Source organism: Paeniglutamicibacter sp. NPDC012692 (assembly GCF_042901625.1).
GTDB lineage: Bacteria > Actinomycetota > Actinomycetes > Actinomycetales > Micrococcaceae > Paeniglutamicibacter.
Genome location: NZ_JBIBDE010000005.1, coordinates 266,344 through 287,848, shown reverse-complemented (window position 1 = coordinate 287,848; position 21,505 = coordinate 266,344). Strand labels below are relative to the sequence as shown.

Sequence of the window (21,505 nt, the reverse complement as noted above, 5' to 3'; positions counted from 1 at the left end):
GTCTGGTCCTTCGCTAAATGTGTGAGGTCTGGTTTCAGGCTGCGGTTGACACGTTCGCGGGTTCGGACTGGAGGGTGCGGGATAGCCCCACACCCCTGACCAGTCCGAGCTTGCCCGCTGCAACGTAGAGCGCCATGGATAGGAATAGTGAGATCAGCGACGGGATACCCCAGGTGACGAAGTATCCGGCCACAGAGGAGACCGCCCAAATGATGATGGTTGCCGGGACGATGCGCGGCGCGGTTTTCGGCAGGGTGCCCAAAAGGCGCGTGGCATCGAGTTCACCGCGCCACCGCTTGACGATGTAGTACTCGGCGACCATGATTCCGGCGATCGGAGGGAAGGACACGCCCAACACGATCAGGAAGTCCGTAAAGCGCGAAAGGATGCCGGCCGCGGCCAGGATGGATCCAACCAAGCCCAGGACCACGGTGGTGGTGACGCGGTTCAGGTTCTTGTTGAAGGACGTGGAGACGAAATTGATCAGGCCAAGCGACGAGGAATAGAGGTTCCAGTCGTTGATCTTCAAGGTTCCGGTAATCACGATCAGCAGTCCGACGAACCCGATGGAAGACGTCACGATCGCCACGATGTCGCCGGTGGCCGCGGCATGTGCCAGCAGGACGCCGGCCAGACCGATGACAAACTCACCGAGGGTCACGCCAAGCACCGTCTGCTTGACGACGTCCGCCTTGGAACGGTTGAACCGGGTCATGTCGGCAGTGATGATGGCGCCGACGATGAGGCCGCCCGCCACCACTGCGGTTCCCTGCCAGACGGTCATGGTCGGACCCGGGGCTGGAGAGGTCAACAGCTCGCCCAGGGAGTGGTTCCGAAGTTCGCTGATCACGGACCACCCGACAAGAACCAGGAATAGCGGCACGGTGATGTTGGCCAGGCGCTGCATGCCGGAGAAGCCGAAGGCGACAATGCCGGTGACTGCCAGGCCGAAAAGCAGGGACCATACCCACATGGGCAGCATGTTGGGCATGAGCACATCGAGTGACTGGGCGGAGATGGCGCTCTGGATGCCGAACCAGCCGATCAGGCTGATGCCGATGGCCAGCCCCACCAGGGAGGCTCCCACGTCTCCGAAGCCGGTCCAGCGGGCCAACAGCGCGGTGTTGAGGCCTTCCTTCTGGCCGATGATGCCAACAATGCACATCAGGATCTCAAGGATGATCGACCCGAAAAGTAGCGCCAGGGCTGCTTCTCCGAAGGTCATGCTGAAGCCTAGCGTCGCGCCCAGCAGGAATTGCGAGAGCGCCGAAACCTGGCCGAAGCGTTGGACGGCAATGCCGAACCATGGCTTCTGGGCCTGCGAGGTGACACGGGAGAGGGCGAAATCGTCGGCGTGCGTCGGATGTGCCATGTTGCTCCTTGGACAAAGTGGATCGTGCGAATGAGGACTCACCAAAGTTATGAAGGATTCATGATCCATGCCACATGCAAGTTGCACATACTGCCCAGATTAGTGTGCAGGAAGCACAGCGCCCCGCAGAATTCTTACCGACGAAAGTGACAGCGCATCCGACACCAGCGGCACAAACAACGTCGCGGGCTTTGTCGCCGACTCAAAGAGCATTCGCTGCGGAGATGGGTTCGGGCCATAATCACGCCCCTCTTGCCGCGTTTGGATCTTGTCGCACCCGATGGCCTCGTCGCATTGAGATTTTCCACAAACCACCCGGGTGCCTCCAGCAAGCCGGCTCGCACGCTGCATTCGAACTTGCCTTTCGGCCATTGACCAAGCGCCCTCGTTCGGTCGTGGCCTCCACGAACAAGGTGAAGGCTTGGCCTTGTTCGTCGAATCGATTCCTCTGGCGAGACCATGATCTGCGACGTACGCTCGTGCCATGGAAAAACAACAGCACCACCCGGGGACCGAGATCCTCGAATCCCACCAGTGCTGGGAACAGCTGCGGAGCGTCTCGGTCGGGCATCTGGCCGTCAGCCACGGCGACCAGCCGAGAATCTTCCCGATCAACTTCACGGTCGACCACGGCACCGTCGTCTTCCGCACCGGCCCCGGAAACAAGCTCGACATCATGAGCCGGCAGCCGAACGTCGCCTTCGAGGCCGACGGCGTCGACCAGGACACCGGCATCGCCTGGTCGGTCATGGTCGAGGGAACCGCGGAGCTGTTCCAGGGTATCGAGGAACTCGTCGATTCCTTCTCTCTCATGCTCTTCCCGTGGGAACCCGGCCCGAAGGACCAGTTCGTGCGCATCGTTCCAGCCAGCGTCACCGGCCGCCGCTTCCACGTGGCAGAACCCATGACCTGGTGGAAGCACATGAAGCACGGCTGACCCCGCACGGTTGTCCACATTCCCGCACCGGCCACACGCGGCGGGGCAGTCTGTACCCCACACTGGGGCGTATGGAGGCCAGCCAATTCATCGCAACGCTCACGGGCCACCGTGACGATCCGGGGTACCAACCCACCCCGGAGGATGAGTTGCGCGCACTGCTCGAATCAACCCGGCTCACGCGCGACCTTGTCGATCGCGTGGCGGCAAGCACCGATTCGCCCACCCGGGCAGTCCTGCTGGCCATCGCCGTCGAACGGGCACACGGGTTCCTCGAGTTCGCCCAAATCCGGGTCGCGCAGGTCGCCCGGCAGAATCTCGTCCACGAGCTACCCGCCGAAACGTTCACCCTGCTGCGCGGCATCACCGGTGATCCGGCCGGCTACATCAACGGAGAGACCCAGCTCCCCGCGGACCCGGCAAACGTTCCCACGGGCCGACTCGAGTTCAAGGACCCCGCCGAATGCCTGCAAGGCACCCTGAATATCAGCCATTTCGAGGCCCGCGACAGGCTGCAGGCTGCCGACGCGCTGCTTCCCCGGATCGACGAGCACGGCATCCAACAGGGTCCCCGGTACCCTAAACTCGCCCACCAGGTCCGCGAGGGCAAAGCCCGGGTCCGTCCCACCGCCGCCGCGGCCCGCAGGCTGGACAAGCTCCGACCAAGCATCCTGGCCCGGCCGGAGGGAACCACGCTCGCTGCCGACATCGAGGAGCGCATCGCCAAGGCCGTCGCCGAAGACATCCCGCGGAACACCCAGCGGCTTTTCGACCGGTTCGGCGACGAGCTCGAGGACACCCCCGAGTCGCCGACTCCCGTGGAAGTCCGCGCGAAGACGGGCATCTTCATCACCAAGCGGACCCGCCACTTCACCTACTTGAACGCGTGCATGCTCAATCTCGACGCCGAGATATTCCTGTCGCACTTCGCCCAATCCGACAATCCGCGGACGAATGCCGGCAACCGGCAGGCCATGGCCGACGCCGCGACTCGTCCCGAATCCCAGCCATCCCAGGCTTCCCCGGACTTTCCTGCATCCGCACTCCCCGGCGAACAACCGGCCTGCGCTCCCTCAAACGACGGACCAGGCTGGTTCACCCACCCGACCGACGCCGCGACCTTCGAATTCCCGCCATCCGACGCTGGCAGCTTCGGCAGCAGCGCCAGTACCGGCAGCGACGCATTTTCCAACGCCGACGGACTCACCCCGCCCCAGCGCCACCTGCAAACCTTGCTGAACCTGATGCGGGCACCGAATTCGCGGCCACAGAAGTCCCCCGCTGGCCTCCCGACAGCGCAGATCGTTGTATACGTCTACCTCGAAACGTTGCTCGGTCTGGCCAAGGGATCAGGGTGGAGCGCCCACGGCCTGGAAATACCCGTCGGGGAACTCCGCAGGCGGTTGTGCACCGAGGGCGTCATCCCGATCGTGCTCGGCGGGCAAAGCGAGATACTCGACGTCGGCCGCGAAATGCGACTAGCCCCGGACCACATGAAGCGGGCGGTGCTCGCGCGTGACGGCGGATGCCTCTACCCGGGCTGCACCGTGCCGCCCGAACACTGCGAATTCCACCACGTCAAACCGTGGAAGGACGGCGGCGGAACCAGCGTGGACATGCAGGTGTTTGAGTGCACGGCGCACCACCACATGATCGACAACGGGGAGCTAAGCGTCGTCATCCACGATGGCCTGCCGCACCTGCTCCTGCCCAAGTACCTGGACCCGGAACAGCTCCCCCGCCGAAACACCTACTGGCAAGGCCCGCGACCCACCCTGTTCTGAAGGCCGGGGATTCCGGCCAAGATCCCTAGGCGCCCGACCCGTCCGCGTTCAGGGGCGCGTCCTCCAGCGCACCGCGCGGCACGGCCAGCAACGCCAGCGCGCACACGATCGCCGTTCCGCCGCAGATCCCCCACACGACCATGTACCCGGCCAGCGGGGCGGCGAAGCTCTCGGCACCTCCTTCGCTCGCGGCGCCGGCAACCTGCCCGATCAGCGCCAGCCCGAAGATCGCCGAGGCGAAGGACCCGCCGATCGTCTTCACGGCGTTGGTCAGCCCCGTGGCCATGCCCGTCCGGTGGAACGGCGCGGCGGCTGCAGCGGCCGCGGGAAGGGCCGCCACCAGAGCCCCGGAGCCTAGCCCGGCAACGACCATGTTGGTGAGCACCTGGGCCAGCGAGCCGTGCAGCGGCAGGAACATCAGGTATCCGATGCCGACCAGCGTGCTTGCCGCGACCAGCGTCGCCCGGGTGCCCATCAGCCTGGCACTCACCGGGAACAGCAGCGCGCCGATGAGCAGCGAGAGCACGTATGCTCCGATGATGATCGAGACCCCCGAGGCGCTCATGCCCAGCCCGTAGCCGTTGGCAGCCGGGTCCGTGCGGGCGAACGTGCTCATCGGGATCTGCGCGCCGAGCACCGAGACGCCGAAAAGCCCCGCGGTGAGCTGCAGCGGCCACATGGAACGAGCGAAGAGCACCTTGAAGTCGATCAGCGGATCGTCCTGCTTGTTCTCGTGCCGGTAGAACACGTAAAGCACGGCCAGTCCCAGCGTCAGACAGCCCCAGACCAGCGGGCTGGCCGGGCCGTTGATGCGCAGGAAACTCAGCCCGCTGGTCAGCAGCAGCAGGCCGACGGCCAGGTAGCCGAACCCGCCGCCGTCGATCTTGGCGCCGTTGCGCGCCCCGTCGTCGGGCACGCCGAACCCCACGGCAAAGATGCACAGCGTCGTGGCGACTGCCGGAACCACCATGGTCAGCGCAAGGTTCCCGCCGAAGAGGCCGATCAGCGCACCGCCGGCCAGCGCGCCGCCGATGACCCCGAGTTCAAGGGCGCCGACCAGCAACCCGGCGGCCCGGCGGGTGATCGGCCCGGGTGCGCCGAGCTTGCGCGAGCGCGAAAAGATGATCGCGATTTCAAGCGGCAGCCACACCGCGTAGAACCCCTGGAACGCCCACGCGACCAGGAAGGTGGTGAAGGAACCGGCGAACACCACCGCCCAGGATGCGGCGGCGGTGACGATCGCGGAGACCAGCAGCATGCGCTTGTGCCCGAAGATGTCGCCGAGCGAGGCCAGCAGCGGGACAGCCAGCGCGGAGACCATCAGCTGGGCCGCCTCGAACCAGTTCACGTCGGCGTCGTGGATTCCCAGGTGGCGCGCGATGTCGGTCATCAGCGGCGTGTAGTAGCCCTGCAGGATGCCGCTGGTGATCTCCACCAGGGCCAGAAACCCGACGATCGAGGCGACGGCGCCCCATCGGACAGGGGCCTGCGCGGCGAGGTCCGCGGGTCGGGCCGGCGGTGTGGGCGAATGGTCCATAGCGGGACTCTATCGCGAACCCGCCGCCGGACGTGACGCGCCCCACATGGGTCGACGGGAATTATTTCGGTTCCCGCGCCGCTATTACATGCAAACGCATACAACTCTGGCACAATGTAACGTAGCCACATCACCACCCAGGAGGCAAGAATGCAGTTCGGCATTTTCAGCGTCAGCGACATCACCCGCAACCCGGTCAGCGGCACCACCCCGACCGAGAAGCAGCGCATCGACGACATCGTCGCCATCGCCAAGAAGACCGAAGAGGTCGGGATGGACGTCTTCGCCATCGGCGAGCACCACAACCGCCCGTTCTTCTCCTCGTCCCCCACCACCACGCTGGCCTACATCGCGGCGCAGACCGAGAAGCTGATCCTCTCGACGGCCACCACGCTGATCACCACCAACGACCCGGTGAAGATCGCCGAGGACTTCGCGATGCTGCAGAACCTCGCCGGCGGCCGCGTGGACCTGGTGCTGGGCCGCGGCAACACCGCCCCCGTCTACCCGTGGTTCGGCAAGAACATGCAGGACTCGGTGAACCTGACGGTGGAGAACTACAACCTGCTGCGCCGCCTCTGGGACGAGGACGTCGTGAACTGGGAGGGCAAGTACCGCACCCCGCTGCAGAACTTCACCTCCACCCCGCGCCCGCTGGACGGCGTGGCCCCGTTCGTCTGGCACGGCTCGATCCGCACCCCGCAGGTCGCCGAGATCGCCGCCTACTACGGCGACGGCTTCTTCGCCAACAACATCTTCTGGCCCAAGGAGCACTACCAGCAGCTGATCGGCCTCTACCGCGAACGCTACGAGCACTACGGCCACGGCCGCGCGGACCAGGCGATCGTCGGCCTCGGCGGCCAGTTCTTCATCCGCAAGAACTCCCAGGACGCCAAGAACGAGTTCCGCCCGTACTTCAACAACGCGCCGGTCTACGGCCACGGCCCCTCCATGGAGGACTTCATGGAGCAGACCCCGCTGACCGTCGGCTCGCCGCAGGAAATGATCGAAAAGACCCTGACCTTCCAGGAGACGTTCGGCAACTACCACCGCCAGCTTTTCCTGGTCGACCACGCGGGCCTGCCGGTCAAGACCGTGCTGGAGCAGCTGGACCTGTTCGGCGAGTACGTGCTGCCGGAGCTGCGCAAGGAACTCGACGCGCGCAAGCCCGCCGACCACCCGGAGGCACCCACCCACGCCAACCGCGTCGCCGCGCGGGACGCCAAGCTGTTCGCGGGGAACACCGATGCCTGAGCACGCCTCGCTGCGCGATTCAAACGCGGCCTGGGAGTCCCTCTTCCGGGCCCAGGTCTCCGTGATGCGCAAGCTCCAGAAGTTGCCGGAGTTCAAGCAGCTGAGCACCAGGGAGTACGACGTGCTCTTCAACCTGTCCCGCTGCCCCTCGGGCTCCAGCCGCCTCTCGGACCTGAACCAGCACCTGCTCATTTCCCAGCCGAGCCTCAGCCGCATGGCCGACCGGCTGGAGGCCAAGGGACTGGTCGCCCGGCAACCGGATCCCACCGACCAGCGGGCAGTGCTGTTCACGCTGACCGAGGCCGGCGCCAAGCTGCAAAAGGAGATCGGCCGCGAACACGTCAAGGGCATCCACGCGCTGATCGGCGATGCTCTCACGTCCGAGGAGTTCGCCGACCTGGAGCGGCTGACCGCCAAGCTGCGCGACCACGTCGAGTCCGACTAGCCGATCACAGGTTTCCATGCAACCAAGGGACCGCTGTGCCAGGGGGAGAACTCCTTCCCCCGGCACAGCGCTCCCTTGCAAGGTTCGACGACCCCGTCGTACGCCGCGGCCACAGACAGCCCGGCCGAACCGAATACCTCAGACGCCAAACGGCGCCGCATACCTGAATTTACCGGTCGGCAGGCTGTGCCCGTCCAGCGCCAGCACCATGAAGTGCTCTCCCCACGACATGTCCGAGGGCAGTAGTCCTGCCGGGATCGCCGGGACGTAGCCGAAGCGCGGGTAGTAGCCGGTGTGGCCCAGCAGGACGATCGCGCGCTCCCCCGCGGCCGTCGCCCGGTCGCGGATTTCGTTGAGCAGAGCCCCTCCGATGCCCCGCCCCTGGTGTTCGGGGGCCACCGAGATCGGCCCCAGTCCCAGCAGCGGGATGTCGCCGTCGACCCAACCGCGGGTGGCGATCACGTGGCCGACGATGTTTCCGCCGACCTCGGCAACCACCGAGAAGTCTTCCAGGTACTCCTCGCACCCGAAGAGGTCGTCCAGCAGCGCGGCCTCGCCGGGCTCAACGTCGCTCTCGGGGCCGGCAAACGCCCGAACCGTCAGGTCTCGAATCGCGGTGCGGTCGGCGGCGGTTTCGGTGCGCAGCAACATGGTTCCAGCGTAGCGCGCCGGGTCCCGCGTCGGAACCGACTTTGATGCCCCGACATGGAGCAAGGCCCGGCTTTGGTGGCCGGGCCCTGCGAATCGGTTGTGTTCACCTAGTGCGAGGCAGCATGGTGATGCTCGTGGTAGACACGCATCGCCGGCTTGACGGCCATGCCCGTGGCTACCAGTGCCACCACGCCCGGGATCCAGGTATTCCATGCCACGCCCGGCATGCCGGAAGCGAAGCTACCCATCCACGGTGCCGCAACGACCAACAGTGCCACGACCATCTGCACCCATTCGGCCGCGGGCATGCCTGGCATTGCCAGGTTGACCGCACCAACCACAATCAACGCGATACCACCGGCAGTCATGTACGCGGTGGACATTCCCATCGCGTTGGTCCACGTCATGGCAAGCAACGTGTAGACGCCGCAGGCCACCACCAACCAGTTCTGCCATCCAGTAAACCGCTTCATGGTCCAGATCTCCTTGCCTTCCATCCCGTCCCCCGATTCACGAGTTTGTCGACACGCGATGAGGGTCGCCCGTTCGGGCTCCGTCGGAATCCCAATGAGGACCTGGTTTACACTCGGCCCGCATCCTTCCGTCGGCTACTCTCATCCTGCGCCCGCACCCCTTGCTCCGATAGGGTACAAAGTCACGGCCCCAAGCAGGCTTGGGCCTGCCCGTTTTCGCGTTCACCTGCCCTCATGCATGCCTCCCGGACCTTGCGGGACGGTCGACGGCATGCTGGGATGGACCACATGAGTGATGCGCCCAAGGGCCCCAAGTCCTATTTCCCGTCGATCGAGACCAAATACGGCCAGCCCATCGACCATTGGATGAACCTGCTGGGGACCGTGGCCGGCCAAAAGCACCTGGAGCAGGTCAACTGGCTGAAATCCGAACACGGCATCGGCCACGGGCATGCCAACGCACTGGTCCACGTCTACCGGGCAGAACACCAGCACTAGGCGCCGCTGTTCCGGTCCGCGGGATTTTCACCACCGATTGTGGATAAAATGGCTCACAAGGCACGCCGCGCAAAACAGGCCCGGCGCCATCGAGCGAACGGAACCGGATTCACCCATGTCAAAACACCTGAGGCTTCCGGCGCTGCTGGCGACCGCCACGCTTTCCTTGACCCTGGGGCTCGCGGCTCCCGCAGCCCCGGCTTCGGCATCGGTTCCCGCTTCGGCCCAGGCGTTTGCGCCGGCGGCGTTGACGCTGACCCCGCAGCTGGCCAAGAAGCCGGCCCCTCCGCGGAACCCGAAGAAGCTGAACGTGTTGGTCAACAAGACCTACCCGCTGGTGCCCAAGACGTACGCCCCGAAGACCTCAACGATCGCAAACACGGGCGGCATCCGCCTGGAGACCAGAACCGCCACCGCCTACAGGAACCTTGCGGCGGCGGCCAAGCGGGACGGGGTGAAAATCAAGCTCACCTCCGGCTACCGCTCGTATGGCTCGCAAAAGCAGATTGTCGACCAGTACACCCGGCTCTACGGATCGGCCTACGCGCTGCGCATCGCCGCGAAACCGGGCACCTCCGAGCACCAGACCGGGCTGAGCCTGGACGTCGGAAACTACAACCGGAAATGCGCGCTTCAGGACTGCTTCGCCACGACGCCGGTGGGCCGGTGGATGGCCAAGAACGCGCCGAAGTACGGCTTCGTGCTGCGCTACCCCAAGGGCCAGGAAGCGGTGACCGGCTACAAGTACGAGCCGTGGCACTTCCGCTACGTCGGCACCACGCAGGCCAGCACGATGGCCAAGAAGAAGTCCAAGACGCTGGAGCACTACTACGGCGTGGCCACCGCGACCAAGACCACCGCCCAAAACGTGAACCTGCGCCAAAGCGCGACGACCGCGTCGACGGCGTTGACCCTGGTCAAGAAGGGCACCAGGGTCCAACTGACCGGCAAGGTCTCCGGCGCCTGGGTCCAGGTGAAGGTCGGGACCAGGACCGGCTGGATGAGCTCGCAGTACCTGCGCTGATTCCCGACCGCGCACCCCTGCCGGGCACCGATGTCCTGTCAGGGGGCGCGGGAAACTAAACTGGATCCATGACTGCAACGCTCGTGGCCAAGGACCTTGCCGGTGGCCACGCCCACCGAACCCTTTTCTCCAACCTGAACTTCACCGTCTCCCCCGGGGACGTGATCGGCGTGGTGGGCGCCAACGGGGCCGGAAAGTCGACGCTGCTGCGTTTGTTGGCCGGCGTCGACGAGCCGCTGGGCGGCACCGTCTCCAGCGCGCCGGACGGCGCGTTCATCGGCTGGCTCCCGCAGGAACACGAGCGCCTCGAGGGCGAGACCATCGAGGCGTACCTGGCCCGCCGCACCGGGTGCGCCCAGGCCACCGCCGACATGGAGTCCACCGCGGAGGCGCTGGGTTCCGGCGCCCCGGGAGCCGACGACGCCTACGCCGCGGCGTTCGACCACTGGATGGCGTCCGGCGCCATGGACCTCGAGGACCGCGCGCCGGCCACGCTCGCCGAGCTCGGTTTCGACCTGCCCACCGACACGCTGATGACCGCGCTCTCCGGCGGGCAGGTGGCCCGCGTGGCGCTGGCCGCCCTGCTGCTCAGCCGCTTCGACTTGGTGCTGCTCGACGAGCCGACCAACGACCTGGACTTGGCCGGGCTTGAGCGCCTCGAGTCCTTCGTTTCCTCGCTGCGCACCGGCGTCGTACTGGTGTCCCACGACCGCGAATTCCTGGCCCGCTGCGTCACCCGCATCGTCGAGCTGGACCTGGCGCAGAACCAGGTCGCGGTCTACGACGGCGGCTACGACTCCTACCTGGAGGAGCGCGCCATCAACCGCCGGCACGCCCGCGAGGCCTACGACGAGTTCGCCGACAAGAAGGCCGACCTCGTCTCACGCGCACGCACCCAGCGCGAGTGGTCATCCCAGGGCGTGCGCAACGCCATGAAGAAGAACCCGGACAACGACAAGCTGCGCCGCAAGGCGTCCAACGAGTCCTCCGAGAAGCAGGCGCAAAAGGTCCGCCAGATGGAGTCGCGCATCAAGCGGCTGGACGAGGTCGAGGAGCCGCGCAAGGAATGGGTGCTGCAGTTCGAGATCGCCGCGGCCCCCCGCGGCTCAACCGTCGTCTCGACGCTCAACGACGCAGCGATCACACGCGGGGACTTCACGTTCGGCCCCGTGTCCGCGCAGGTCAACGCCGGGGACCGGATCGGCATCACCGGCCCCAACGGCGCCGGCAAGTCCACGTTGCTGAACCTGCTGCTCGGCCACCTGGCCCCGGACACCGGCTCCGCCTCGCTGGGATCCTCGGTGGCGATCGGCGAGATCGACCAGGCGCGCAGCTACCTGGGCGAGGACAGCCCCCTGGGCGACGCCTTCGAGGCGGCCGTGCCGGAGATGTCCCCGGCCGAGGCCCGGACGCTGCTGGCGAAGTTCGGCCTCAAGGCGCACCAGACCGCGTCCCTGGTCCGCGACCTGTCCCCCGGCGAACGCACCCGGTCGGGCCTGGCCCTGCTGCAGGCGCGCGGGGTCAACCTGCTGGTCCTCGACGAGCCGACCAACCACCTGGACCTGCCGGCGATCGAGCAGCTCGAGGAGGCCCTTGAATCCTACGAGGGCGCGCTCCTGCTGGTGACCCACGACCGCCGCCTGCTGGACAACGTCCGACTTGAGCAGCGCTGGCTGGTCGAGGACGGCAAGGTCCGGATCGGCATCAACTCCTGACCGCACGCCCGGGCGGCCGCGTCCGGGCGGGTCACCCCGCCTCCACCCGTTTCCCGGATCGAACGCCCCCACCGGCGGAAAAGAGCCACACACATGCTTCAGCTCTCCGATGTCCTTGACGCCTCCGAGCGCATCTCCGGACGCATCCGCAGCACGCCGCTGATGCCCGTCGACGACCCGGGCCTGCCCGGGGTCAGCCACCTGAAGCTGGAACAGCTGCAGGTCACCGGCACGTTCAAGGCGCGAGGCGCCTTCAACCGACAGCTGGCGGCCCTGGAGGCGGGGGAACTCGACGCGGAGGCGGGGATCGTCGCGGCGTCCGGCGGCAACGCGGGACTCGCAAACGCCTACGCGGCTGCGGCCCTGGGCGTTCCGGCGAACGTCTTCGTGCCGGGGAACGCGCCCGCGGTGAAGGTGGCCAAGCTCAGGGCCTACGGCGCCGCCGTCCACTTGGTCGGCACCGAGTACAGCCACGCCTACGAGGCGGCCATCGAGTTCGCGGGCCGGCGCGGCGCGCTGTTCTGCCACGCCTACGACCAGCGCGAAATCGTCGCGGGCGCCGGGACCGTCGGCCTTGAAATCATCGACCAGGCGGCGGGCGGGGTGGACACCCTGCTGGTCGCGGTCGGCGGCGGCGGGTTAGTCGGCGGCATCACCACCGGGGTGGACCGCCGGATCAAGATCGTCGGCGTCGAGCCGGAGCTGTGCCCGTCGCTGACCGATTCGCTGGCGGCCGGCCACCCGGTCGAGGTCGAGGTTTCGGGCGTCGCCGCCGACTCGCTCGGTGCACGGCTGATCGGCACGATCGGGTTCGAGGTCGCCGAGTCGCACGGCGTTTCCACGGTGACGGTGGGCGAGGCGGCGATTCTCGAGGCCCGGTCCTGGCTGTGGCAGAACTACCGCATGGCGGTCGAGCACGGCGCCGCGACGGTGGTTGCGGCGGTTCGCTCCGGTGCCTACGTTCCGGCCCCCGGCGAGCGGGTGGCCCTGTTGGTTTGCGGTGCCAACACCGACCCGTCGGACCTGTAGGGGCGCGGGCTACCCGCTGCCCGCGACCCGCTGCCCGGCGGCGTCGTTCCTCGCCGCCCGGCCACGGAGTAGTATCGGCTGCATCGCCAACGGCCCGGCATCCGCCCTCGAGGTTCGCCGGGGTGAAGCGGCGTCGGAGGAAGCGAAAGGCCGGCCGATGGAACCGCCAGGATCCGCAGCAGGACATCCAGGAAAGCGCGCCGACTGGCCACGGCTCCGGCTCGACGAGTGGGCGCCGACGAAGGACACGCTCCACCTGTGGACCCAGATCGTCGGCAAGATCCGCATGGCCCACGCGCCGATGCTCAACCACTGGTGGCAGGTCCCGTTGTACCTCTCACCGCGCGGGCTCACCACGTCCGCCGTCCCGCATGCCCGCGGCCCCTTCGACATCGAGTTCGACTTTTGCGACCACCAACTCCACATCCGCTCCGCCGACGGGACCGGGCGGTCCGTTCCGCTGCGGCCGATGACGACCGCCGCGTTCCACGCAGAGGTGTTCGAGGCCCTCGACCGGCTGGGGCTGGACACGGTGATCATGCCGACGCCAGTGGAGGTCGAGCCCGCAGTGCCCTTCGCCGAGGATGACCTGCACGCATCGTACGACCCGGAAGCGGTCCACCTTTTCTGGCGCCAGTTGCTGCAGGCCGATCGGGTGATGAATCGCTTCAGGTCGCACTTCAGCGGAAAGGCCAGCCCCGTGCACTTCTTCTGGGGCGGCATGGACCTGGCGTGCACGCGGTTCTCCGGCCGCTCGGCCCCGCGGCACCCGGGCGGCGTGGTGAACTGCGCCGACTGGGTCATGGTGGAGGCCTACTCCCACGAGGTGAGCAGTTGCGGGTTCTGGCCCGGCGGCGGCGAGGAGGGCGCGTTCTACTCGTACGCCTACCCCGAACCGGAGGGATTCCGCACGCACCGGTTGTCCGTCGAGGGCGCCTTCTACAGCGACGAATTCAGGGAGTTTGTGCTGCCCTACGAGTGCGTGCGCGGCGCCAGGGATCCCGACGGCGAGCTGATGCGGTTCCTTCAGGAAACCTACGCAGCGGCCGCGGGGCCCGGGAACTGGGACCGCGTGACGCTCGAAGCAGATCCGGAGCGCTGGATCGGGCGCCTGCCCTGAGGCACTCCGCCTCCGCGGTTCGGGCCGCCTGCCCCTGCCGTCCGGCCGCCGCGCCGGCGTACAGTATGGGTGTCGGAACGCGATCGGCGTCGGGAAAGCGCGCCGGATGACGGGAGATGACCACATGGACAAGGTACAGGGGATCGACGTTTCGGTCCCGCCAAGCGGCACCGGCTGCGCCGAATGCGAGGCCTCCGGGGGCTGGTGGCTGCACCTGCGAAGGTGCGCCCAGTGCGGGCACGTCGGATGTTGCGACACCTCCCCCTCCCAACACGCGACGGCCCATGCACGGGCCACCGGGCATCCTGTGCTGAGCAGCTTCGAGCCCGGCGAGGACTGGTTCTGGAGCTACGCCACCTCCAGCTTCTTCGAGGGCCCCGCGTTGTTCCCGCCGACGCACCACCCGCTCGAGCAGACGGTTCCGGGCCCCGCACCGCGCGTTCCGGAGGACTGGGAAGACCACCTGCACTAGAGACTTGTCTCCGAGGGATGGCACGCCGCCCGCGGAACACGAAACCGGCTGTAGGCTGCGCCGCGGGTGCCGGGGGCGGGGCCTTGCCACCGAGGGCTCGCGCGCGCTGATCGACCATGCCTTTGGCTTTCCGACCGCCCTCCGCGTCACCGCCAACGCCGTGGCCGCGCACGTCGCCTCCCGGATCGTCATGGAGAAGTGCGGCATGACACTGGTGCGTAATTTCCACGCCGAGTGGCCCGTGCGCATCGACGGCGACGAAGCGGGCGACGTCGAATACGCCATCACCCGTGCCGAGTGGCTTGCCGGACGCCCTGGCCCGAACCCGCCCGCCGACCCACGGGGCCCGACTTCCGCCATCGTCCACCGCAGGAAACCCGAGCTACTGGGGCTGCCAGATACACGCCCCGCGTTCCCGGGTCCTGCCGAAGGGCCCGCGGGGCTTGGTAACGTGTGAAACCGGTCAACACGGACCCACGCTACGGAGGAAAACATGATCCAACAGGCATTCGTGGAGCTCGCCGAGGCCGTGGCGCGCGGCGCCCATGCCGGGCAAGTCGACAAGTCCGGCGCCGACTACATCACCCATCCCGCCCGCGTGCTTGCCAACCCCACCGCCCTGCGGGTCAAGCGCGCGGACATCGACGACAACACCGACCCCGCGCGGACGGTGCTGCTGCCCGAGGCCACTCGCAAACGGCTGGCGGCCAAGTACGCCCGGACCCGGCACCTGCTCGGTCTGGACACAGGCACCGGCACCGGCACCGGCACCGACGCAGGCACCGGGCAGTAGCCGCCGCTTCCGGAGTGCACTTCCGGACCGGGGCCTTTGGCCCCTTGCCGACCGACCGCCGCCCGGCGAAGAATGAAGGCAACGACAACTTCTTGCGCCTTGGGATTGGGGTGGACCACATGGAACAGACCGCCGGATCGACCGGGTTCCATCCCGGCACCGAGGCTTCCGCCGAGGTGTCCGCCGACGTTTCAACCGCCCGCTCCCCCTCCGCTGCCACCGCCGAGGAATCCGCCGGTGGGCCAGGGCAGGGTCCCCCCATCCGCGTCTTCATCCTGGATGACCACGAGCTGGTGCGCCGCGGGCTGCGCGAACTGCTGGAGGGCGAGGGCTTCGAGGTGGTCGGAACCTCGGGCAGCGCCAAGGACGCCCGCAAGCAGATCCCTGCCCTGCGCCCCGACGTCTCGGTGCTCGACGCACGGCTGCCCGACGGCACGGGGATCGAGGTCTGCCGCGACGTGCGCTCGATCGACGGGTCGCTCAATTGCCTGATCCTCACCAGCTACGACGACGAACAGGCGCTGCGCGGCGCGGTGCTGGCCGGCGCCGTCGGCTACGTGCTCAAGCAGATCGGCGGGACCGACCTGATCGGTGCCCTGCGCCGGGCCGCGCGCGGCGAATCGCTGTTCACCCCGGGTCTCAAGCAGCGGATCGTTTCGGGGCTTTTCGCGCACGAGAACCCGGATCCGCGCATGGGTTCGCTCACCACCCAGGAACGCCGGGTGCTGGAGCTTGTCGGCGAGGGCATGAGCAACCGGCAGATCGGCGAGCGCATGCGGCTGGCCGAGAAGACCGTGAAAAACTACGTCTCGTCGATGCTGGCGAAGCTGGGGTTCGAGTCGCGGACGCAGGCAGCGGTGTTCGTGACGCACCCGCCGGCCGGGCCCAACGACGGGGGCACCTGACCCGGCCTGTAGGGATTGGTCGGCCATCGGGCCGGCGGGGCCGGTTGGATCTGTCCGCGCGCGTCATCCCGCGGGAACGCGCCTCACCCCAGCGGAACGGCCCAGCGCAGCGTGGTTCCCCGGCCGGGCGTTGAATCCAGCGCGAGGGTTCCGCCGAGTTCCTCCGCGCGCTGGCGCATGTTCGCCACGCCGCTTTCGGCAACGGGGGCCGTGAAGCCGATGCCGTCGTCGGCCACCTGGAGGACCAGTGCATTGTCGGTGCGTTCCACGACGACGACCAGGGCGTTGGCGTGTGCGTGGCGCACGGCGTTGGACAGCGACTCGGTGATCACCGCCAGCAGGTGGGTGAGCAGGGTTTCGTCGCCCAACCCGTCTCCGAGCCCGTCGACCGCATCGCCGATGTGCACCTGGGGCGTGAAGTCCAGCGGTTCGCAGGCCAGGCGGATCGCGCGCAGGATACGGCTGCTGGGCCTCTCGTGCTCCCCGGCGCTGGTGCGCAGCGAGTAGATGGTGGCGCGCAGTTCGGCGATGGTCGTGTCCAGCTCGCGGGTGATGCCGGCCGCGCGTTCCCGGGCGGCCGGCGTGGGAAGGTGCTTGCCCAGCGCGCTGATGCTCAGGCCCGCGGCGAAGATGCGCTGGATGACGACGTCGTGCAGGTCGCGGGCGATGCGCTCGCGTTCCAGGTACAGGCGGACCTCCTCGTGCAGGTGGTGCATCTGGACCAGCCCGATGCCCTGGGCGATGTTGGAGCTGAAGACCGCTGCCATCTGGGTTTCGATGTCGCGGTAGGTCGGTTGCCCCTTCCCCCTGACCATCAGCAGGATGCCGTAGTGGGTGTCGCGTGCGCGCAGCTCGGTCAGCAGCGTGTACCCGCCGTCGGCGATCTCCCCCAGCGGCAGCACCGACTCGGGGCCGTTGAGGATGACCGGCCCGAAGTCCCTCAGGCCGTGGGGTTCGCGTTGTCCGACGTTGACCAGGATGCGCCCGGAGAGGCTCGCGTGGACGTGCTCGCTGATCCCAGCGATCCGGTAGGTGTACGGGGAGGCGCCTTCGTCGTTCACCGGCGTGAGGACCAGTCCGTACTTGGCGTGGGATTCGCTGCGGGCCAGTTCGGCGACGCTGTCCAGGCCCTGGGTTTGTTGCTGGTCGCCGCCCAGCAGTTCGCCGATGCGGGAGCTTGCCTCGAGCCAGCGGACGCGGTCCGCTGCGTCCTGGTAGAGCTGGGCGTTTTCGAGGGCGACTCCCGCCGCACCGGCGAGCGCCTCGGCCAGCTCGCGGTCGATGCGCGAGTAGCGGTCCTTCCCGTTCTTGGGCCCCAGGGTGAGCCTGCCCAGGAGCCGGTCGCGGGTCTTGAGTTCGACCCGCAGCCGCTTGCCTTCGTCCCTGCCCGCGGATTCTCCCAGCGCGGCCGCGTCCCTCCCCCGGGCGAGGTGGCCTTCGGCGGTGGTCGCATTGGTGAGTTCGAGCAGCCCGCTGGCGGCCCCGAAGATTTTCATCGCCTCGTCCAGCAGGCGCTGGACCACGGTGTCGACGCTGAGGTCGCCGGCGACGCTGGCCATGGAGGCGAGCAGTTCGCGGATGTGGGCGTCGCTGCGCTTGGACATGCCGCGCACTCCCCCTTCCTCGTGGTCCGCGTTCCCGCTCCCCCTATGCGTCACCCTACTCATCCGGCAGGCCGGCGCAAGGTGTACGCGGGAGCTGCGCAGGTGATGCGCAAGTGATGCAGGCACCGCATGGGCGTTTTCCCGCGCGGCAAGGCCGGTTCCCGGGGAACACGACGGCCTCCGCTGCCGCCTGGCCACCCACCCAAACCATGAATGGAACATAAATTCGAACGCCCGGCCGGTCGAACTCCGCGGGCAGTTCTTGCCCGGGGCGGTTGATCAGTCTAGGTTGGCCACAGTAGGACATTTCAACGGCCGAGGCGCGAAGGGGCCTGCAATGCTGACACATGCTGAAATGCAGATGAAGGACATCACCAAGAGGCTCGAATGCTGGTCGAAGAAGGCCAAGCAGGAATACCCGCAGCATCTGGAGGACTCCCTGAGGCGTGTCGTGGACCGGATCGATCCCGAGGGTTTGTCGCGGGCATCGGAGGAAGTCCTCGCCACAGTGACGGGCAACCGCGCGATGGCCAAGCGTGCACGCAAATCGATCGGGAAGTCACTGGCCACCGCACAGCGGAAGTACGGCACGCAGCCCTCGAAGGCGCGCGGGGTGCTCATGATCCTGGGCGTGGTTGTCCTGATCGCCGCCGCGTGCGCCGCCGCCATGTGGAGGGCAACGCACCGGATTGAGCCGATGCCGAAACCGAAGTACGAACCGGGCACCGACGCCGGCTACGAAACACGGGGCATCGACCCGGATCTGCGCCACTAGGCCCGTTTGCGACCCTTGCACGTTCAACCCCAAGACCACGTCACCAACCACACACCTGCGCGCCGCGATCCCCGGGGCGCTACACATGAAGGAGGCACCAATGTCGGCAGGCAACGGCTCGAAGGCGAAATTCACGGTACCCGGACTTGAACTCAAGGACGGACAGAAGGTGGGCAAGGCATTGCAGATGCGCCTGCACGCGCTCAACGACCTGCAGCTTACCCTCAAGCATGCGCACTGGAATGTGGTGGGACCGAACTTCATCGGCGTACATGAAATGCTCGACCCGCAGGTCGCCAGCATCCGGCTCATGGTTGATGCGCTCGCCGAACGCATGGCCACCCTGGGCGTCGCACCCAACGGCTTGGCCGGCGACCTGGTGAAGCAACGCGGCTGGGACGACTATTCCATCCACAGGGCAAGCACCGGCGAGCACCTGGCCGCGCTTGACCTGGTTTTCTCGGGCGTCATCGGGTCCATGCGCGAGTGCATTGCGGAGGTCGGTGCGCTGGACCCCGTCACCGAAGACCTGCTGATCGGCCAGACGGGTGAACTGGAACAATTCCAGTGGTTCATCCGCTCCCACCTCGAAAACGACAACGGTGAACTGCTCAATGCCGGGGCCAAGACCGAAAAGGACGCGGCGGCCAAGGCCATGTAGGTTCGGCCGGGCGGTTGCCGCCGGGCCAAGGGGCTGGTGGACGGGCGACCGTTCACCCGCCCCTCGCGCGAAACCACGCCGCGGATCGCGCGGCTAAGTGGCGCCGCTCATGGCATCGGATGGGTCGTCGACCGATTCACCAGGGAACCGGCGCCGGCTCCGGTTCGGGGGACGGCGCCGGCGGGTAGCCCGGCGGCGTCCCCGGATCGGGCTCCAGGGGCGGAGACGTTGGATAGACCGGCTCGGGTCCCGGCGGCGGGCCCGGCTCGGGTTCGGGCGTTGGTTCGTGACGCGGAGGCAAGGTGCCGTGGTCGGCCATGGCCACCGACAGCGCTTCGTCTGGGTCGCACGTGAACATGCTCTCTCCTCGGGAATCGAGTGCAAAACTGGTTCTTCGCGGCGGGAGACGAGGCGATCCGTTGGAGGGGATCTGCATTGCCGGCTCCCTGACCCTTCATGATTGCACGGGGCCTCTTGCTGGATCCACCCATGGCCGGCGACCGCCGGCGACCGCCGACGGTCGCCGGACGGTGCCGTCAGAGCGAGCGCAGCAGGTATTGGTAGAAGGCGACGCCCTTGCCCAGCTCGGGGATCGCGACGGATTCGTTGGTCCCGTGGATGGAGCCGCGTTGTGCCTTGTCCATGCCCAGCGGCGCAAAGCGGTAGACGTGTTCGCTGATTGCCGCGAAGAACCGCGCGTCGGTGGCGGCCATCATGATGTACGGAACGGCCAGGGCCGCGGGATGGGAATGCCGCATGGAGGCCTCCAGGAGCGCGAACTGATCGCAGTCGACGGGCGAGATCGGCGACGGCTCGGTCGCGGACAGCACCGTGTGCCTGATTCGTGGATCGGCGATGCGCCGGCGCACCCCCGCGACGGCCGATGCCACCGTCTCGGTGACGGCGATGCGGATGTTCAGGGTGACGGCCGCGCGGCGCGCCAACACGTTGGTGCCGTCGCTGCCCTGCAGTTCGGTGGCGGCGACGGTGGTGCGGACCATGGCTGCGGGCTCGGCCCCGACCCGGGCGAGCACCTCCCCGGCGGCGCGTCCGGGGCGGGCGACCAGCCTCAGGGCCGTGCGCACCAAGCCCGGCGCGGTGGAGCCCAGGCGCTTGAGCATCTCCTGGGTGACGGGGTGGACGCCGGCGGGAAACGGCCTGCGCTGCAGGCGCAGGATGGCGCGGGCGATGCGCTGCACCGCCCCGAACGCGGGCGGCGCCGAGGCGTGCCCGCCGGCGTCCTCCGCCTCCAGCAGCAGGTCCAGGATGCCCTTCTCGCTCACGCCGATGACCCCCACGGGTGCGTTGACCCCGGGGAATGCCTGGCTGGCCACGGCGCCGCCCTCGTCGAGCACCAGCCAGGGGGGCACCCCGCGTTCACGCAGGAAATCCACGGCTTCCGCGGCCGTGGCACCGGCGGTTTCCTCGCAGTCGCCGAAGAAGAAGTACACGTCCTGGCCCGGGACGAAGCCCGTCGCGGCCAGGGAATCGGCCGCCTCCAGGATGCACGCCAGGTCCCCCTTGTCATCCAGGGCGCCGCGGCCGTGGACGCGCCCGTCCGCGATCGCACCCTCAAACGGCGGGTGCTCCCAGTCGTCCTCGCTCTCCACGGGCACCACGTCCTGGTGGGCCATGAGCACGACGGGCTTGAGGCTTGCAGCACCGCGCCAGTGCCAGAGCTGCCCGGTGATGCCCACGGTGTGTTGCTCGACCGCGCCGGCGATCGCCGGGAAGAGATCGTTCATCGCCCGCACGTGCCTGGTGAATTCCGCCCTGTCCTCCAGGGTGCGGTCGGGGCGCGAAACGGTCCGGCAGCGGATGAGCTCGGCGAGCTTCGCCGCCAGGCGGAGCGATACTTCGTCGGAGGCCTGGACAACGTGTGAGGTCGGAGTCATGTTCCGTAGTCTATGCGGGGATGCGGCGGTTGGTAGGCCTCGGTTCACCGATCGCGCGGCGCGTCCTGTGCGTCCTGCGAGGCAAGGCTCGCCAGCAGCTCGTTGAGCGGCCGCGGGATGCGCTCGAGCGCCACCGCCTGCGCCAGGAACCGCGCGTAGCGCGCCTTGTTGCCGCTGCGTCCGCCGAAGAACCTGGCCAGCTGGTGTTCGACGGGTTGCCCGCGCAGGAAGGGCTGGGCCTGCAGCCGGCGGAAGGATTCCAGCTCACCCTGCTGCGCCATCACCTCCTCGACGCCCTCGACCCCCAGGGCGCGGACGAATTCGGATTCCAGGTCGGGGTCGCAGATGAAGACCGTTTGCAGCACGGACTCGAAGTCGCGGCGTTCGGCGGCATCGACCAACCCGACCAGCTGCTGCCCGGCCAGCTCCCGGGCCGCGCGGCGCGCGCCCTTGGACCCGCCCACGGCAAGCACCCGCGGCGCCGGCAGGCCAAGCCGTTCGGCAAGGACCTGCACGGCGATCGCGTCGCTTTGCCCCTCGACCAGCACGATGCCCATGCAG

General features: G+C 67.8%; 23 protein-coding genes. 15 read left to right on the top strand and 8 right to left on the bottom strand.

The features are described from left to right. Positions 1–34 precede the first annotated feature (34 nt). Complete coding sequence (locus ACFY5D_RS17565; protein ID WP_387532788.1) at positions 35–1,372, bottom strand: purine-cytosine permease family protein; 1,338 nt, start codon at positions 1,370–1,372, stop codon at positions 35–37. A 484-nt stretch (positions 1,373–1,856) separates the two neighbouring features. Between ACFY5D_RS17565 and ACFY5D_RS17560 the strand changes: the two genes are divergently transcribed. Continuing rightward, on the top strand, positions 1,857–2,309 hold the full coding sequence (locus ACFY5D_RS17560) for a pyridoxamine 5'-phosphate oxidase family protein (protein WP_387532785.1): 453 nt from the start codon (positions 1,857–1,859) through the stop codon (positions 2,307–2,309). Positions 2,310–2,380: 71 nt separating this feature from the next. Continuing rightward, on the top strand, positions 2,381–4,093 hold the full coding sequence (locus ACFY5D_RS17555) for an HNH endonuclease signature motif containing protein (protein ID WP_387532782.1): 1,713 nt from the start codon (positions 2,381–2,383) through the stop codon (positions 4,091–4,093). A gap of 25 nt (positions 4,094–4,118) precedes the next feature. On the opposite strand, the gene ACFY5D_RS17550 is transcribed toward ACFY5D_RS17555, so the two are convergent. After that, positions 4,119–5,630, bottom strand: coding sequence for an MFS transporter (locus tag ACFY5D_RS17550; RefSeq protein WP_387532780.1), 1,512 nt, complete (start codon positions 5,628–5,630; stop codon positions 4,119–4,121). Positions 5,631–5,780: 150 nt separating this feature from the next. Here ACFY5D_RS17550 and ACFY5D_RS17545 point away from each other — a divergent pair, with 150 nt between their 5' ends. After that, on the top strand, positions 5,781–6,884 hold the full coding sequence (locus ACFY5D_RS17545; protein ID WP_387532777.1) for an LLM class flavin-dependent oxidoreductase: 1,104 nt from the start codon (positions 5,781–5,783) through the stop codon (positions 6,882–6,884). Further along, entirely contained in the window at positions 6,877–7,329 is a 453-nt protein-coding gene (locus ACFY5D_RS17540; RefSeq protein WP_387532775.1) for a MarR family winged helix-turn-helix transcriptional regulator, read from the top strand. The genes ACFY5D_RS17545 and ACFY5D_RS17540 overlap by 8 nt, the downstream gene beginning before the upstream one ends. 138 nt (positions 7,330–7,467) lie before the next feature. On the opposite strand, the gene ACFY5D_RS17535 is transcribed toward ACFY5D_RS17540, so the two are convergent. After that, entirely contained in the window at positions 7,468–7,980 is a 513-nt protein-coding gene (locus tag ACFY5D_RS17535; RefSeq protein ID WP_387532772.1) for a GNAT family N-acetyltransferase, read from the bottom strand. A gap of 107 nt (positions 7,981–8,087) precedes the next feature. Then, positions 8,088–8,453 (bottom strand): hypothetical protein, encoded by a 366-nt coding sequence (locus ACFY5D_RS17530; protein WP_387532768.1) that lies wholly within the window; start codon positions 8,451–8,453, stop codon positions 8,088–8,090. Positions 8,454–8,741: 288 nt separating this feature from the next. Here ACFY5D_RS17530 and ACFY5D_RS17525 point away from each other — a divergent pair, with 288 nt between their 5' ends. The 9 genes from ACFY5D_RS17525 (at position 8,742) to ACFY5D_RS17485 (ending at position 16,009) form a co-directional block, all read left to right on the top strand. Beyond that, positions 8,742–8,951, top strand: coding sequence for a DUF4287 domain-containing protein (locus ACFY5D_RS17525; RefSeq protein ID WP_387532765.1), 210 nt, complete (start codon positions 8,742–8,744; stop codon positions 8,949–8,951). A 115-nt stretch (positions 8,952–9,066) separates the two neighbouring features. Beyond that, entirely contained in the window at positions 9,067–9,975 is a 909-nt protein-coding gene (locus ACFY5D_RS17520; protein WP_387532762.1) for a D-alanyl-D-alanine carboxypeptidase family protein, read from the top strand. 68 nt (positions 9,976–10,043) lie between these two features. Further along, complete coding sequence (locus tag ACFY5D_RS17515; RefSeq protein WP_387532759.1) at positions 10,044–11,690, top strand: ABC-F family ATP-binding cassette domain-containing protein; 1,647 nt, start codon at positions 10,044–10,046, stop codon at positions 11,688–11,690. 93 nt (positions 11,691–11,783) lie between these two features. Continuing rightward, a complete protein-coding gene (locus ACFY5D_RS17510; RefSeq protein WP_387532756.1) occupies positions 11,784–12,719 on the top strand; it encodes a threonine/serine dehydratase in 936 nt (311 codons plus the stop codon). 157 nt (positions 12,720–12,876) lie between these two features. Continuing rightward, the gene (locus tag ACFY5D_RS17505) at positions 12,877–13,839 is read left to right on the top strand and encodes a DUF5996 family protein (protein WP_387532754.1); all 963 of its coding nucleotides are present in this window, start codon (positions 12,877–12,879) and stop codon (positions 13,837–13,839) included. 124 nt (positions 13,840–13,963) lie between these two features. Further along, positions 13,964–14,311, top strand: a complete 348-nt coding sequence (locus tag ACFY5D_RS17500; RefSeq protein WP_387532751.1) for a UBP-type zinc finger domain-containing protein — start codon at positions 13,964–13,966, stop codon at positions 14,309–14,311. A gap of 4 nt (positions 14,312–14,315) precedes the next feature. Then, the gene (locus ACFY5D_RS17495) at positions 14,316–14,768 is read left to right on the top strand and encodes a GNAT family N-acetyltransferase (RefSeq protein ID WP_387532748.1); all 453 of its coding nucleotides are present in this window, start codon (positions 14,316–14,318) and stop codon (positions 14,766–14,768) included. A 36-nt stretch (positions 14,769–14,804) separates the two neighbouring features. After that, positions 14,805–15,104: a hypothetical protein gene (locus ACFY5D_RS17490; protein WP_387532745.1), complete on the top strand. Its 300-nt coding sequence runs from the start codon at positions 14,805–14,807 to the stop codon at positions 15,102–15,104. 119 nt (positions 15,105–15,223) lie between these two features. Beyond that, complete coding sequence (locus tag ACFY5D_RS17485) at positions 15,224–16,009, top strand: response regulator (protein WP_387532742.1); 786 nt, start codon at positions 15,224–15,226, stop codon at positions 16,007–16,009. Between the two features lie 83 nt (positions 16,010–16,092). Here ACFY5D_RS17485 and ACFY5D_RS17480 read toward each other — a convergent pair whose 3' ends face one another. Then, positions 16,093–17,613 carry a sensor histidine kinase gene (locus tag ACFY5D_RS17480; protein ID WP_387532739.1) on the bottom strand — a complete coding sequence of 507 codons (1,521 nt, stop codon included), beginning with the start codon at positions 17,611–17,613 and terminating at the stop codon, positions 16,093–16,095. Positions 17,614–17,950: 337 nt separating this feature from the next. Between ACFY5D_RS17480 and ACFY5D_RS17475 the strand changes: the two genes are divergently transcribed. Continuing rightward, positions 17,951–18,388 (top strand): hypothetical protein, encoded by a 438-nt coding sequence (locus tag ACFY5D_RS17475; protein ID WP_387532736.1) that lies wholly within the window; start codon positions 17,951–17,953, stop codon positions 18,386–18,388. Positions 18,389–18,488: 100 nt separating this feature from the next. Then, positions 18,489–19,049 (top strand): Dps family protein, encoded by a 561-nt coding sequence (locus tag ACFY5D_RS17470; RefSeq protein ID WP_387532733.1) that lies wholly within the window; start codon positions 18,489–18,491, stop codon positions 19,047–19,049. A gap of 136 nt (positions 19,050–19,185) precedes the next feature. Here the strand turns inward: ACFY5D_RS17470 and ACFY5D_RS17465 are convergent, their stop codons facing one another. The 3 genes from ACFY5D_RS17465 to ACFY5D_RS17455 form a co-directional block, all read right to left on the bottom strand. Continuing rightward, positions 19,186–19,407: a hypothetical protein gene (locus ACFY5D_RS17465; protein WP_387532730.1), complete on the bottom strand. Its 222-nt coding sequence runs from the start codon at positions 19,405–19,407 to the stop codon at positions 19,186–19,188. A 178-nt stretch (positions 19,408–19,585) separates the two neighbouring features. Then, positions 19,586–20,944, bottom strand: coding sequence for a M20/M25/M40 family metallo-hydrolase (locus ACFY5D_RS17460; protein WP_387532727.1), 1,359 nt, complete (start codon positions 20,942–20,944; stop codon positions 19,586–19,588). Between the two features lie 44 nt (positions 20,945–20,988). Continuing rightward, the gene (locus ACFY5D_RS17455) at positions 20,989–21,501 is read right to left on the bottom strand and encodes an ATP-dependent endonuclease (protein ID WP_387532724.1); all 513 of its coding nucleotides are present in this window, start codon (positions 21,499–21,501) and stop codon (positions 20,989–20,991) included. Positions 21,502–21,505 lie beyond the last annotated feature (4 nt).